10 protein-coding genes and 1 rRNA gene are annotated in these 15,383 nt (G+C 63.5%); 8 read left to right on the forward strand and 3 right to left on the reverse strand.

The annotated features are described in order from the left end of the window. Together N5D48_RS23310 and N5D48_RS23315 are read left to right on the forward strand one after the other, a co-directional pair. Window positions 1-3,733, forward strand: a 3,733-nt coding sequence (locus tag N5D48_RS23310; protein ID WP_279888336.1) for an immunoglobulin-like domain-containing protein, incomplete at its 5' end; no start/stop codon positions are given. Between the two features lie 162 nt (window positions 3,734-3,895). After that, window positions 3,896-4,237, forward strand: a complete 342-nt coding sequence (locus N5D48_RS23315) for a tryptophan synthase subunit beta (RefSeq protein ID WP_279888350.1) — start codon at window positions 3,896-3,898, stop codon at window positions 4,235-4,237. 103 nt (window positions 4,238-4,340) lie between these two features. Here the strand turns inward: N5D48_RS23315 and lapD are convergent, their stop codons facing one another. Beyond that, complete coding sequence (gene lapD, locus N5D48_RS23320) at window positions 4,341-6,287, reverse strand: cyclic di-GMP receptor LapD (protein ID WP_279888338.1); 1,947 nt, start codon at window positions 6,285-6,287, stop codon at window positions 4,341-4,343. A 10-nt stretch (window positions 6,288-6,297) separates the two neighbouring features. Further along, window positions 6,298-6,999, reverse strand: coding sequence for a cysteine protease LapG (lapG, locus tag N5D48_RS23325; protein ID WP_279888340.1), 702 nt, complete (start codon window positions 6,997-6,999; stop codon window positions 6,298-6,300). A gap of 269 nt (window positions 7,000-7,268) precedes the next feature. On the opposite strand from lapG, the gene N5D48_RS23330 reads away from it, so the two are divergent. The 6 genes from N5D48_RS23330 (at window position 7,269) to N5D48_RS23355 (ending at window position 14,838) form a co-directional block, all read left to right on the forward strand. Then, window positions 7,269-7,961, forward strand: coding sequence for a GntR family transcriptional regulator (locus N5D48_RS23330; protein WP_279888341.1), 693 nt, complete (start codon window positions 7,269-7,271; stop codon window positions 7,959-7,961). A gap of 78 nt (window positions 7,962-8,039) precedes the next feature. Beyond that, the gene (locus tag N5D48_RS23335) at window positions 8,040-8,597 is read left to right on the forward strand and encodes a thioesterase domain-containing protein (RefSeq protein WP_279888342.1); all 558 of its coding nucleotides are present in this window, start codon (window positions 8,040-8,042) and stop codon (window positions 8,595-8,597) included. Between the two features lie 599 nt (window positions 8,598-9,196). After that, on the forward strand, window positions 9,197-9,973 hold the full coding sequence (locus N5D48_RS23340; protein ID WP_279888344.1) for a DUF3050 domain-containing protein: 777 nt from the start codon (window positions 9,197-9,199) through the stop codon (window positions 9,971-9,973). Continuing rightward, complete coding sequence (locus N5D48_RS23345; RefSeq protein ID WP_279888346.1) at window positions 9,970-10,899, forward strand: diiron oxygenase; 930 nt, start codon at window positions 9,970-9,972, stop codon at window positions 10,897-10,899. The genes N5D48_RS23340 and N5D48_RS23345 overlap by 4 nt, the downstream gene beginning before the upstream one ends. A gap of 10 nt (window positions 10,900-10,909) precedes the next feature. Beyond that, on the forward strand, window positions 10,910-14,341 hold the full coding sequence (locus tag N5D48_RS23350) for an amino acid adenylation domain-containing protein (RefSeq protein WP_279888347.1): 3,432 nt from the start codon (window positions 10,910-10,912) through the stop codon (window positions 14,339-14,341). A 29-nt stretch (window positions 14,342-14,370) separates the two neighbouring features. Next, window positions 14,371-14,838 carry an SRPBCC family protein gene (locus tag N5D48_RS23355; protein ID WP_279888348.1) on the forward strand — a complete coding sequence of 156 codons (468 nt, stop codon included), beginning with the start codon at window positions 14,371-14,373 and terminating at the stop codon, window positions 14,836-14,838. A 371-nt stretch (window positions 14,839-15,209) separates the two neighbouring features. On the opposite strand, the gene rrf is transcribed toward N5D48_RS23355, so the two are convergent. Further along, window positions 15,210-15,325: ribosomal RNA gene (gene rrf / locus N5D48_RS23360) — 5S ribosomal RNA — on the reverse strand. Between the last annotated feature and the right edge of the window lie 58 nt (window positions 15,326-15,383).

The raw sequence follows: 15,383 nt of genomic DNA on the forward strand, positions 1-15,383 counted from the left end.
CACCGGCAAGACCTTCGAGAACCTGGAGCTCGGCGGCAACGCCAGCGTCCAGATCACCGACACCGTCAGCGAAGTCGTCGCGACCCTGACCGCCGACAAGACCACCGTCACCGAAGGCGGCCAGATCACCTATACCGTGACCCTGACCAACGCCCAGGGTCTGTCGGTCACCGGCCACAACGGCCTGACCTTCACCCTCACCGACGGCACCAAGGTCACCATCCCGGCCGGCAGCGCTAGCGGCACCTTCACCATCACCGCCAAGGATGACGTGTACGTTGGCGGTCAACCGAGCATCGTCAACAAGATCGAGTCGGTCACCGGTGGTGACAACTTCGAGAAACTGACCCTCGGCAAGGAAACCCTGACCACCACCGTCACCGACGAGCCGAGCGGCCAGGGCGACCTGACCACCGTCGGTATCAGCGGCGACACATCGGTGACCGAAGGCGACACCGCCCACTACACCCTGACCCTGAGCAACCCGTCGAAGTCGGAGGTGACCATCACCCTGACCTACAGCGGCACCGCCACCGACGGCCAGGACTTCACCGGCGTAGTCACCGTGAAGATCCCGGCGGGCAGCACCGGTACCACCTTCGACATCAAGACCATCGACGACAAACTGGTCGAAGGTTCGGAGAACTTCACGGTCAAGATCAGCGGCGCCACGGGCGGCGGCTTCGAGAACCTGCAGGTCGACTCGGGCAAATCGAGCGTCACCACCACCATCATCGACAACGACCACATGCCGGTGTCGACCGGCGGCGCCGTGACCGGCAGCGAAGACACCGACTACGTGTTCAAGTGGGGCGACTTCAACGTCACCGACGCCGACGGCAACACCGGACTGTCGGTGACCATCAGCAAGCTGCCGGACCTCGGCAGCCTGAAGTTCTTCAATGGCACCTCGTGGGTCGATGTCTCGCTGAACCAGAACATCAGTCAGGCCGACATTGCTGCCGGCAAGCTCAAGTTCGTGCCGCTGGCCAACCAGTCGGGCGCCGACGGCTACGGTGGCACCGGGGTGGGCAACAAGCAGGCCGACTACGCGCAGATCAAGTACAAGCCCAACGACGGCACCAACACCGGCGGCGAAGTGACCATGAAGGTCGATATCACGCCTGTGGCCGACAAGCCGGACCTGAACATCGGCAACAACAACGTCAACTCGATCGGCCTGCTCAAGGAAACCTGGAACAGCCTCACCGGTCTGGGCAGCGGCGGCAACGGCATCACCGGCGACGCACTGAAGAACGTCTTCAGCAACTCCGGCAATGCCAGCAAGAGCGAGACCGTCACCGGAGTCGACACGGTCGCCACAGTGACGCCGGGCAGCGGCTCGAAAACCTCCGGCCTGATCTACCTCGAAGCCGGCAAGACCTACTCGTTCAGCGGCACGGCCGATGACAGCCTGCAGATCGTCGTGGGCGGCAAGAACGTCGCCAGCGGTACCTGGGGCAATGCCAGCGGCGCGATTTCCGGCAGCTTCACCCCAACCACCAGCGGCTACTACACCCTGGAGATCTACAACGCCAACCAGTCAGGCCCCGGCAGCCTGGACGTCAACATCAAGGTCGGCAACGGCGCGGTCACCGACCTCAACAGCTCGAACATCCCGATGTACCCGAGCGTCAAGGATCTGACCAACGCTGGCGTGACCGTTGGCGACCTGCACGGCAGCAACAACCAGGGCTACTACGACGGCTACAAGCTCAACGAGGGCAGCGAGAACGGCGCGCCGGTCAAGCTGGTGGGCATCAGCACCAACCTGACCGACACCGACGGTTCGGAAAGCCTGAGCGTCAAGCTCAGCGGCATTCCGGCAGGCTCGGTGATTGCCGACAACGCCGGCCACACCTTCACCGTCGGCAAGGACGCGGTGGACGTCACCGGCTGGAACCTCGGCAGCCTGACCATCAAGCCGCCGGCCTACTACCATGGCCAGTTCGACGTGAAGGTCAGCTCGACCTCCAGCGAAAGCGTCGGCGGCAGCACCGCGACCAGCGAAGGCACCATCAAGGTCACGGTCTACCCACAGACCTACACCACCAGCAACCTGTCCTCGGACAGCGACAACATCACCGGCACCGACGGCAACGACGTAGTGGTGTCCGATGTCAGCGGCCTGCACGTGGTGCCCGGCCAGGACTACAACCTCGCCTTCATCGTCGACACCTCGGGCAGCATGGGGACGTCCGGCGTGGATGCGGCGAAAAAATCCATGGAGTCGGTGTTCAAGACCCTGGCCGCCAGCGTCAAGGGCGATCAGTCGGGTACGGTGAACATCCTGTTGGTGGACTTCGCCACTCAGGTCAAGAGCAGTGTTGCGGTCACGCTGAACGATGCTGGCCTGCAGCAATTGCTCAATGCACTGAATTCTCTCAAGGCGGACGGCGGCACCAACTACGAGGATGCCTTCAAGACCACGGCGAACTGGTTCCAGTCGCTCAAGACCGCTGGCAACACCGGCAACAACCAGACATTCTTCATTACCGACGGCAAGCCGACCTACTATCAGGGCAACGAGCAGGGCAACCCAACCCTGGGCACCACGGGTACCAGCTTCGACAGCTACCTGGCTTCGATCAACTACAAGCCAGGGATGACCGTCAGCAAGTACCTGGACAACACCAACTACATCACCATCGACAGCAACGGCACGATGACCGTGCAGACCAACAGCTGGGGCAGCTGGCGTACCACGCTGTCCGGCGACATTCGCGCCGACGGTGTCGGTGGTTATGAAATGTCGACGCGCGGTGGTCTCGGCTACGACACCAACAGTGCCACTCAGAACAACTCGCTGGACAGCTTCAAGCTGCTCTCGGGCCTGTCCACGGTCGAGGCCATCGGCCTCAACAGTGGCGTCAACAGCAACGACCTGAAGCCATTCGACACCGACGGCAAGCCCCAGACCAACATCGACCCGAGCCATCTGGCCGAGGCCATCCTCGGTCATACCGAAGTCACCCAGCCGGGCAACGACACGGTCAACGGCGGCGACGGCAACGACATCATCTTCGGCGACCTGATGACCTTCGATGGTGTGGCCGGTACCGGTGTCGAGGCGATCCGCGGCTATGTCGCCAACAAGCTGGGGGTCGACGCGGGCGATGTGGATGCGCGGGCGATGCACAAGTACATCAACGAAAACTATTCCGAGTTCGATATCTCGCGCAGCAACGATGGCAACGACACCCTGCTCGGCGGTAACGGCGACGACATCATCTTCGGCCAGGGTGGCAACGACTACATCGACGGCGGCAAGGGCAACGACATCCTGCTCGGCGGCACCGGCAACGACACCCTGCTCGGCGGTGAAGGCAACGACATCCTGTTTGGCGGTGCCGGCAACGACATCCTCAACGGCGGCAAGGGTGACGACATCATGACCGGTGGCACCGGCGCCGACACCTTCGTGTGGAAGGCCGGCGACCTGGGCAACGACGTGATCAAGGACTTCAAGGCCAGCGAAGGCGACCGCCTCGATCTGCGCGACCTGCTGCAGGGCGAGAAAGCCAGCACCATCGACAACTTCCTGAAGATCACCACGGTCAACGGCGAGTCGACCCTGCAGGTCAGCACCGAAGGCAAGCTCAACGCCGCCGGTGGCCTGGCCAACGCAGACGTGACCATCAAGCTCGAAGGGGTGAACTGGTCGAACACCACGATCAACTCGTTGATCAGCGGCGCCGACCCGACCATCAAGATCGACAACTCCAACAGCTGATCCCTCACCCCCGACCACGGCCCGCAAGGGCCGGCGTCGGGGGCATGGGCTTTTCCAGCCATCCCTTCACGCGCATACTCGTGCGCCGGGCTGACAGGCCCGGTGAACTTTGCCTATGCTGCTGACTACCTAGAAGGATTCATCGTGACGAGGGACGCCGCCATGTTCTACGTGCAACGCAACGCTGACGGCCAGTTGCAGCGGGTAGAAGTCGCCGAGTTCGCCGGTTTTACCGACATGGTCCCGGCAGATAATGCCGAGATCCAGGAATGGTTCGCCGACGACGTCGTGGAAAACAGCCTCAGGCAGCTCAAGCAGAGCGACCTGGACATGATCCGGGTACTGGAAGACCTGATCGAAGTGCTGACCGCCAAGGGCGTGTTCAGCATCACCGACCTTCCCCCTGGCGCGCAGGCCAAGCTGCTCAACCGCTCCACCGCGCGCAAGGCGCTGGGCAGCCTGAACAACCTGATCGAGGAAGACGAGGAAGGTGGGTTGATCTGATCACTGCGCTTTAGCCGCATCTCCTGTGGGAGCGGGTTTACCCGCGAATACGTCAGTACAGCCACCGACGCTTTCGCGGGTAAACCCGCTCCCACGGACCCGCTCAACGCCAGGGCGCCGGCTCGCCCACCAGTTGCCCCTGAATCCCTTGCACCCCCATCTCCCGCAATACCTTCAGCTCCCCTTCGGTCTCCACCCGCTCCGCGATCAGCGGCAGGTCGATGCTGTGCGCCGCCCGCTGAATGGCCTCGATGAACAGGCGCTTGTGCCGCTCGTGGTCGATGTTGCGGATATAACCACCGTCGATCTTCAGGTAGGCCAACCCCAGGTGCGCCAGGTTGCCGATCATGCTGAAGCGACCGCCGAAGCGCTGCAGCGCCAGGCCGAAGCCCAGACCTCGCAGGCGACGGGTCAGCTGCTCCAGCACGGACTGCTCGGGTAGTTGCTCCTCGCCGATCTCGAACGTCAGCCGCGGACCCAGCGCGCTGTTCTGCCCCAGCAGCTCATACACCCGCTGCAGCGCCTTGGGGTCGGCCAGGGTCGCCGCGGACAGGTTGAGCGCCAGCGACTCGCCATGCCCGTGCAGGTGCTTGAGCACCTTCTCCAGCACCAGCAGATCCAGGCGTGGCATCCAGCCGAAGCGCTCCAGCCATGGCAGGAAGCGGCCGGCCGCCAGGGCCTCGCCCTGCTCGTCATGCAAGCGCGAGATGACCTTGTAGTGCAGCACCCGCTCCGGCGCCTTGGCATCCACCACAGGCTGGAAGAACAGTTGGAACTGCCCCTTGGCCAGGGCCTGATCCAGACGCGTATGCCAGGCGTGATGACTGTCGGCGGCCTGGCCGGCAGCGCCCTGCTCCAGGCAGACCCAGCCCGGCGCGGGCTGGCTCTCGGCCCGGGCCAGGGCCTCGTCGGCCAGCTTGAGCAGCGCCTGTGGCGCATCGCCCGGAGCGTAGGGAGCAAGGCCGATGCAGGCCACCGGGTCGACATCGCTGGCACCGGTTTCGTGCAAGCTCTGCAGGGTGGCTTCCAGGGCCTGCGCCAGGTGGATCGCTTCGTCGTGGACCATGCCCGGCGCCAGCACGGCGAACTCGCCGCCGCGGCTGCGGGTGATCAGGTCCTTGGTTTCCGGGAAGTTCACACAGGTGCGACGCAACTGCTCGCCGACCGCCTGCAGCAGCTGGTCGGTGCGCTGGCCGCCCAGACGGGCATTGAGACCCGCCAGGTCCTGCACACGCAACAACAGCAGGTAACCGGCGCGCCCCTCCTCCACGTTGCTGACTCGGGCATTGAGCTGCATCTCAAAGTAGCGCCGGTTGGCCAGCCCCGTCAGGCTGTCCTGATAAGACTCGGCACGCAGCTTCTCGCTGCGCTCGGCCTGCTCGGTGAACAGTGCCTTGAGCTTTTCGACCATCTGGTTCATCGCTTGCACCACCCGGCGCAGCTCGGGCGTGCGTGGCAGCTCCGGCAGGCTGAGAAACTCGCGGCGGGCAATGGCGTGGGACTGCGCGACCATGTAGTCCAAGGGACGCAGCTGGCGACGCAGCAGCAGCGCCCCGAGCACGGCGCTGACCGCACCGCACAGCAGCAGCCAGCCCAGGCTGCCCAGGGCGCTCTGCCAGAGCTTGGCCAAGGCGAACATCGGGTGGCTGATCACCTCGACCCGCGCCGCCTGCTGCCAGCCTCGGCTGACGATGGCATCGCCCCCCGCCGGCTCCAGGCCGATCAGGTGAATGAACCAACCTGGTACCCCGCCGCTGTCAGGCTCGGCGTGACGCTCGACCAGCACGGCATTGGAGCCCAGGTCGATGACCTTGATGCTCGAGTAATAGCCACTGTCGAAGATCGAACTGACCATCAGCTCGACCATCGCCGGATCGTCGATATTCGGCGTCAGTGACAGCGCCAGCGCCGTGGCCGCATCCTGGGCATGGGAGCGCAGCTGGTTGACGTACTGGCTGCGCGAGCTTTCCAGGCTGACCATGAAGCTGCCGCCGAAGGCAACCACCAGGAACAGGCAAATGGCAAGCAGCAATTGTTTGAACAGTGACATCTGTGCTCCTTCAGTAAACCGGTTCGGCCGGGAAGCCTTCGGCCTGCATTTTCTTCAGCAAGTCCTGCCAGCGCGACAGGCGCTTGGTGTCGCCGACCTTCTTGTTGCCGGCGGCGCCAGTCAGCCACAGGCCTTCGCCGTTGAAGGCATACACCGGCAGCAGGTCGGTACGCTGGCTGGCCGGCTTGATCGCGTCCATCAGGCTGTCGAGCACCAGCGGCTGGGCCTGTGGGGTTGAATAATAGGTCAGGACCATGTGCGCTCGATTCTGGCGCAAAGCCTTGACGTAGGTGATACGCAGCTTTTCGGCGGGGATGCCCATGCGTCGCAGGCTGAAGTACTTGGCAATGGCGTAGTCCTCGCAATCGCCCGCGCCCTTGAGCAGTGACTGCACCGGGGTGGCCCAATAGTCGACCTCGTGCCAAAGGTCGATATCCTCGACATAGCGCAACTGCTTGTTGAAGAACAGGTTGACCACCTGCAATTGCTCCATCTCGCTGCCTTGCTTCTGCGTAGCCAGCAGATTCTGCCAGGCATCGATGCGCCCCTGCCCGGCGCCCAGAGGCCCGTAAAGAGCCTGCGCCCGGCGGCTGATCTGGGAAAAGTCCCAGTCCGCCTGGGTAGCGCCCAGCAGCAGGCAGCCCAGCAGCAGGGCAAGCCCCAGCCGGCGCGCAGTCGCATGCAAGGTCCAAGGTATCGCCACTGCGAACACCCGTTCAGATCAATCGAAAGCAGCGATGGTGCGGGCAGATGAGGCAAAAGACAATGGCACCATGCGATCATGCTGCCAACTGTCGGCAAACCCTCTTCGTACAAGGGGCGGCGCGTTTGTCCGGCTTCCCAAGGCTGGCGTCATGCTTCACGATAGCCGCGTTTCGTGCCGGCGCTTCGTCGCGCTCCTGATCAATCCGTTTGACAAGCCCCCCCATCCCTCACTAGGGTTATTGGATCCAATTTTCATGTTGCCGAGGCGAACCCCGCGTGGCTGAGAAACCCAAACTCCTGAGCACCGTGCTGGGTAGCGAGCAGGTACCGCCGCATCTGGCCCGCGGTGTCATTGAAGAACGCCTGCGCAGCGCCATCCTCGACGGTCGTCTGCCCCCAGGCACGGCCCTGCGTCAGCAGGAACTGGCCACCCTGTTCGGCGTCAGTCGCATGCCGGTGCGCGAAGCCCTGCGCCAGCTCGAGGCCCAGTCCCTGCTGCAGGTGGTGATGCACAAGGGTGCGGTGGTCGCGCCACTGATCGGCGAAGACGCGGTCGATACCTATGCCCTGCGGGTCATCCTCGAGACCGAGGCCCTGCGCCAGTCGATCCCCTTGCTGGATGCCGACGATATCGCCGCGGCCCGGGGCTATATCCGTCAACTGGAAAGCGAGACGCGCCACGCAGAGATCGGCCGCCTCAACCGCCTGTTCCACATGGCACTCTACAGCAAGGCGCAAAACCAGAAGCTGCTGCGCATGATCGAAATCGAGCTCAACGAAGAGGAACGCTTTCTGCGCTTCCATTTGTCTTCGATGGGCCTGGGCAAGCTCACGCAGGATGACCACATCGCCCTGGTCGATGCCGCCAGCGACAAGCTGGTGGACCAGGCCGTCGCGCTGCTGGAAGCACACCTGAACAATGCGGCCCGCACGATCAGGCGCTACCTCGATCGGCAAGCGGCCGACTGAGCCAGCAGCATCCATGACCAGCCGTTCTGGCTGCGTGGTTCCGGGGACGTGACCCGGCAACAAGGAACAGCAGTGCCGATGCGACAGGAAGCGACGCCCGAACAATCGTCCAGGATCCGCCTGATCTGCCTGGCCTGTACCCGGCCGCAGATGATTCAGTACCGGACCTGGGCGCAGACGCTCAGCGACCCTATCGAGCTGATTGCCGTGGATGTACCGTCCGCCGTCCAGCCCAGCACGCTCGCCACTGCGTATCCATCCACAGCCCTCGCCGAGATCCTGGCCGAGCGGCTGCAACCTTATCTCGCGCAACCTCACGCCGTGTTCGGCCAGGCGGCAGGCGCACCTCTGGCCCTGGCGTTGACCCAGCTGGCACAAGGCAAACACCCAGGGCAAACCCGTCACTTGTTTGTTTCAAGCTGTGACAGCCCCGAGCTCAGCGCCGCCCCGGTCATCCAGGTCCCCATGACCGTGCTCTATCCCCCAGGTTCTATGGCCGCCATGCTCGGCTGGCACGCCCCAGCCCGCCGTGCGCTTGAGTTGATCGAGTTGCCGCTGCCCTCGGCCGGTAGCTCCCTGCTCAACCAGCGACTGGTGCGCATCTTCAATGCCCACCTCGGTTTGCTCAGTTTCTAGGTTCAGCCTTGCGCAAACACCGCCCGGATTCGGGCATTTCCACTGCTTGGCCAGTAACGGGCCATGGCAGTGCCAGCATTTTGGGCACACTCTACTCCCCCGCAGCGGCCGCTGATCATCAGTAGCGGGCCTGGCCGACTGCCTTTTCATTCACCTGCAGAAGGAGTCTGCCACCGGGCAAGGACCGCACGCGATCAGCCGCCCTGAAAAATGACACCTCCCCAACTCCATTCACCAGTGCTCCGAGTGAGGCATTCACTCTGCGTATTTTTCTGATCGCCAGTTATCGGAAGGGGCACTTATTGCCAAAATAAAACTTACTAAAAGCTTTATATGGACAACTATTGCCAACAATAAATCGGCGCAACCAAATAATTAAAAAAACAATTGCAGGGAACTTTAAGTTTGTTCTAACTTTTATATCGCCAGCCACAGGCGGCCCGCGATACCGTGAGCGCAGGCTTTACCGCGCCTTGGCAGCCTTTGCATAGCGTTAAACATCGAAACTTAGTTCGAGGCGCCCACTCGCCCGAAATTTGCAAACACGCGAACTTGCATTGTTCACCAACTCTTCCATACCGATAACAAAGGACACATCCATGAGCACATTGAAGCGCACGCTTTCCGAAAAGAAACATGAACTTTCCCGTCATCCGCTATTCTCTGAAATCGACTCGCTGGATACCCTGCGCCGGTTCATGGAAACCCATGTATTCGCCGTCTGGGACTTCATGTCGCTGACCAAGCGACTGCAACAGGAACTTACCTGCGTCAGCCTCCCTTGGCTGCCGCCGACGGACCCCGCCGCCGCGCGCCTGATCAACGAGATCGTCCTGGGCGAGGAGTCGGACGACCGCCTGGAGCACGGCCACTACAGCCACTTCGAGCTTTACCTGGATGCCATGCGCGAAGTCGGTGCCAGCACCCAGGCCATCGAACGCTTCATCGCCCTGCAGCAGCAAGGGGTCAACTCACTCGATGCCCTGCAACGCGTCGGCGCCAGCGAAGCGGCGCAGCGCTTTGTCCGCGATACCCTGGAAGTGGCCCTGGACGCGCCGGCGCATCGCGTCGCAGCCGCCTTCCTGCATGGTCGAGAGAGCGTGATCCCGACGATGTTCCAGCAGATCCTCGACGAATGGGGTATCGGTAGCGAACAGGCACCAACCTTCCGCTACTACCTGCAACGCCATATCGAAGTCGACTCCGAGGACCACGGCCCCGCCGCCGAACAGCTGCTGGCCCGCCTGGTCGATCACGATCCGGTACGCCAAGAGGACGTCTACGTGGCAGCGATCGCCGCGGTGGACAGTCGCATGGCCCTCTGGGACCGCCTGCGCGCCACGCTGCAAACGCCAGTTGCCGAGGTTGCGCAATGAATGCCCTCGAATACCGCTCCTTCGCCGACGCCTGGGAAGAGCGGGCGACCATCCGCACCCGGCCCCGCCGCCGAGTGGAGGATGACCAGCGGCTGATCTATCCGCTCAGCCGCCAGCCGCTGGTGCTCGGCGCGACGTTCCAGCGCGAATGCCCGCACTTGCGCGACTTCGTGCTGGTGCAAAGCCTCTACAAGTTCATCAACGACGTGGTGATCTTCGAGACCGAGATCGTCGACCGCACCGCCCGCCGCATCGCCAAGGACCGCTTTGCCGTGCGCTTCCCTTTCGCCTGCCGCTACGACGCGATGACCGTCGTCGTCGACGAGGACTACCACGCGCTGGTGGCCATGGACTTCCTGCAGCAGACCATCGCCCTCACCGGGATCGAGCCGATCGCCCTGCCCCAGGAGATCGAGCTCAGCCGGGCCATCCCGGCCGTCCTGGGGCTGGTGCCCGAGGCCCTGCGCGATGCCCTGGAGCTGATCTGCGTGGGCATCGCCGAGAACACCCTGACCGACGATGTCGCGGCGTTCGCCCGTGACGACTCGGTCAAGCCCTCGGTGAAAGGACTGATGGCCGACCACCTGCTCGATGAGGGCCGCCATTCGAGCTTCTGGGCCCGGCTGACCCGCCTCTACTGGCAGGCCGCGCCACAAGCCGACCGCCAGGCGCTGGCCGAGGTGCTGCCGGTGTTCCTGCGCCAGTACCTGACCAACGACATCCAGCAAGCCTTCGATTTCGCCCTGATCGCCACGCTGCCGGTGAGCGAAGCGGTGCGCCAGGCGCTACGCGAGGAGGCACAGGGGCTGGCCTATCCGATCAATCACCAGCATCCGCTGCTGGGCAACATCCTGCGCTTCTTCCGCGGCAGCTCGATGCTCGAGTCGCCCTGCGTGCAGCAAGCGTTGCGCGACTACCTGCCCTGAGGACATTTGCATGAGACGCCTCGACATACTCCTGGTGGGTACCAGCCCCACCCTGGGGGAGTTTGCCCACCGGCTCGACGAACAAGGCCATGGCAGCGCCATCGCCGACAGCGGTGACGCCGTGCGCCGGCAGCTCTCCATCGGCCCTGACCTGGTGGTGGAAGATGGCAGCCTGGCGCTGAACAGCAGCGACTGGCAGGCACTGGGCAGCACACCGCTGCTCAGGCTGCGCCTGGGAGCCAGCTTCGCCGAAACCCTGCCGCGCCTGGAGATCCTGTGCTGGTGCGGCAGTGCCAGTGCCCAACGCCTGATCGCACGGGTGGCCTTGTCAGCGCCGGCTTCCGGGAATGGGCAGCAGTTGCGTGAAGACGCCCGCCAGGCCCTGTACGACCAGCTGGCGTTGCAGGTCAGCCGCCAGGCCCGCAATCCGCTGTACTTGCCGGAGGCTCCCGCGATCAGCCCCGGCGTACAGGAGCGCGAGCATGGCCTGGACTGGCTCGAAACCCTGGCCTATCGGCATCCGTTCAACCGCACGCTGCGTGCCGATCTGCTGGAGCAGGCCGAAACCTGCCTGGTCGAGCAGCTGGAGCATAGCCTGCGCGCGTACGCCGAACGTCCTGCCATCAGCCATTCGAGCCTGCGCTGCAGCTACCAGCAACTGCACGCCCGCGCCATCGGCATCCAACGGGCGCTGCAACCGCTGCTGTCTGCCAGTGGACGGCAGCAACCGGTGGTTGCCGTGTGCATGGACAAATCGCCAGCGCTCTATGCCAGCCTGCTGGCCGTGCTGGGCTGCGCGGCCATCTACCTGCCCCTGGATCCAGCCACTCCGGCCGAGCGCCGACGCCGTATCCTCGAAGACGCCGACGCCTGCGTGCTGCTGCATGACGGCCAGGGGCCTGTGGATATCACCCAGCTGGACGTGCGTGACCTGCCGGCCGCCCAGGACCGGCCGCTGCCGAACCTGGCCTTGCATGACACCGGCTCGGAACAGCCCTGCGTGGCGATCTATACCTCCGGTACCACCGGCCTGCCCAAAGGCGTATTGCTCAGCCGGCGCAATCTGGCGCACTTCACGGCCTGGTACCGCGAGCATGTCGCGCTGGACGGGCACAGCCGGGTCCTGCAGTTCTCCACCATTGGTTTCGATGCCTCCCTGCTGGATATCCTGCCGACCTTCATCTGCGGCGCCGAGTTGGTGCTGCCCGATGAAGACCAGCGGCGCGACCCTCAGCAGCTGGTGCAACTTATCCACAGCCGGGAAATCAGCCACGCCTTCCTGCCACCGGCACTGCTGAGCATCCTGCCGCGCGAGGCGCACCTGGGCCTGAAGCACCTGGTCACCGGTGGCGATGTCTGCGAGCCGGAGGTCATCGCCCGATTGGCCGGGCAATGTCGGATGCACAACATCTATGGTCCGACCGAAACCAGCGTACTGGCCACCACCCGGGTATTCGCCGCCACTGACGGCAACCGCAACCTGGGCGTGCCGATCGCCAACACCCAAGTGCTGATACTCGATGAGACATTGCAGCCGGTGCCTGAGCAGACCCCCGGCGAGCTGTACATCGCAGGTCCTGGAGTCGGCCTTGGCTACCTGAACAATCCGATTCTGAGCAGCGAACGCTTCATCGAGCTGCAACTGCCCAATGGCCATGCGCTGCGCGCCTATCGCACAGGTGACATCGGCAAGTGGACCGCACAGGGCATCGAATTGTCTGGCCGGCGCGACAACCAGGTGAAGATCCGCGGCTTCCGTGTCGAACCGGAAGAGATCGAGCATTGCCTGCGTGATAGCCGACTGTTTGCCCAGGTCGCCGTGGTCATCGACACACAGCGTCGCATTCTCGCCTTCGCCGCCAACCCCGAAGGCGACGCTGCCGAGGAGCGACTGCGCGAGCATGCCGAACGCTGGCTGCCCGACTACATGCGCCCGATGTTCTACCAGACGCTGGAGCGGATGCCGTACACCGCGAACGGCAAAGTCGACCGCCAGGCACTGTCGATGCAGCCGCTGGCCCTGCCAAGCAGCCAGCGGCTGCAACCGCGGACCACCACCGAGCAGCGCTTGCGCAGCCTGTGGGCTGAGCTGCTGGAGCTGCCCGAAGTCGATATTTCCATCGACGACAGCTTCTTCAACCTCGGCGGTCATTCGATTCTGCTATCGCGTCTGCTGCTGGAGGTTCGTCAGCAGTTCGGCCAAGGCGTAGCGATCAACCGCTTCATCGAGCAGCCGACCCTGCAGCGCCTGGGAGCGCTGCTGGACGGCGACGATGATGCCCTGCAGTCCTCGTTGGCCCTCCTGGAACAGGACGCCAATCGCGAGCTGGACCTGCAGGTGCTGCCGATGGAGTGCCTGGGTGATGTGCATAAAGTGATCGTCACCGGCGCGAACAGCTTCCTCGGCGTGCATCTGGTCGAGGCCTTGCTGGAGTGGGGCGCCACCGAAGTCGCCTGCCTGGTACGCCGCGCCGGTGGGCAGTCCGCCGAGGCGCGCTTCGCCCAGGCCCTGCGGGACAACCACATCACCCTGGACGTGCACCGGGTACGGGTGTTCGAGGCCGACCTGCGCAAGCCACGCCTGGGGCTGGCCCAGACCGACTACGACTACCTGGACAGTCAGTACGGCGCGCTGTTGCACAACGCCGCGCAAGTCAACCATGTACTCGACTACCAGGTGCTGGCGGCGGACAACATCGATCCCCTGTTCGAGTGCCTGCGGCTGTGCGAGGGCCGGCGCAAGAAGATCTTCAACTTCGTCTCGACCTTGTCCGCGTGCAGTGCCGTGGACAGCAGCGGGCGCGTGCTGGAGAGCGATCCGGCGAACACCCCACCGATCTACATCCGCAATGGCTACAACCTCAGCAAGTGGGTAGGCGAGCGCATCCTCCGCCGTGCCCGCGAGCAAGGTGTGTGGGTCAACCTGTTCCGCCCCGGCAACATCACCTTCGATAGCCGTACCGGTGCCTGCCAGCCCCAGCGCAACCGACTGATGCTGATGCTCAAGGGCTCCTTGCAGCTGGGCCAGGTGCCAGGGCTGGAGATCGACTTCGACCTCATGCCGGTGGATTTCCTATCCCGCTTCATCGCTTTCCACAGCAGCCGCCACCAGGCCGGCCAGTGCGTGTTCAACCTGCACAACCCCGAACCTCTGCGCTGGCGGGATTACCTGGCGTCGTTCCGCGAGCAGGGGCATGCCTTCGAGCTGGTCAGTGTCGAGCAGTGGCAACGCCAACTGGGGCGCGTCGATCGCGACAACGCGCTGTATGACGTCCTCGGTTTCTACCTCGACGGTTTCGAGGAAGACATCGGCGACATTTCCGATATTGCCCACGACAACGCTCGCGCCGGGGTGGACCGCATGGGCACCCATTACCCAAGCAAAAGCCCGGAGCTGCTGCGCCGTGGCTGTCGCTATCTGGCCGACATCGGCTTCATCTGATCCCTTACACACAACAGGAGCAACAAGACATGCAAGCACTCAAGCCCGATACCCTGATCCGCAATCCGCAAGGCTGCCTGGTGGTTTCCAGCGTAGAGATCGCTACCTCGGCCGCCAGCGTGTGGAACATCGTCGGCAACTTCGCAGGCTTCCCGGTTTTCATCCCGGCGCTGGCGCATATCGAGATGACAGGCAGCGGCGTGCGCTCGATACGCAAGAAACTGTTCAAGGATGGCAACGTGGTGATCGAGCAGCTGAACAGCCGTGATGAGCAGGCCATGAACATGACCTGGAGCCTGATCTACACCAGCCTGAACATCGGCAATCTGTGGGCCGCCATGGAAGTGCAGGCGATCGATGCCAGCCGCAGCCGTGCGACCTGGACCATCCAGGCCGAGCCCTGGGAAGGTGGCCCAGAGGCCCTGCCGGGCTTCCAGGCCTTCCTGCAGGGCTTTGCCGATGAGGCGATGGGCAATGTGCGTAATCTGCTGAGCTGATACCACTGCCAGGGGCGTATGCCCTGATAACAAAAAAGGCCGCTCCCAACCGGGAGCGGCCTTTTTTTGTCTTGGATATCAGGGGTCGGGGATAGCCGTTCGGACTGCGCTGACGCGCAAGGAACAGCGCTCGCTGGTAATCCACGCACTCTGTGCGAGCGGGCTTGTCGGGGCGCCGAACCGCCGCGAACACCGGCGTAGCCGGTGCCAGGCTCTGCGTTGGATTCTTCGCGGGTAAACCCGCTCCCACAGGGGTCGTGGTGTGCCTGTGAATGCTGTTCCCTTCACGGCCCGCACAGGGAGCTCGTGCATCGAAACCCTGAAAAGACAAAGCCCCCGACCGCATCGCGATCAGGGGCTTTGGATTTGAATCTTGACGATGACCTACTCTCACATGGGGAAACCCCACACTACCATCGGCGATGCATCGTTTCACTGCTGAGTTCGGGATGGGATCAGGTGGTTCCAATGCTCTATGGTCGTCAAGAAATTCTGTTGCCGAACCGTCCTGGGGACGTGTCAGCGAATCTCTGTACTCTCTACTT

This window comes from Pseudomonas sp. GD03858 (genome assembly GCF_029840925.1).
Taxonomy (GTDB): Bacteria; Pseudomonadota; Gammaproteobacteria; order Pseudomonadales; family Pseudomonadaceae; genus Aquipseudomonas.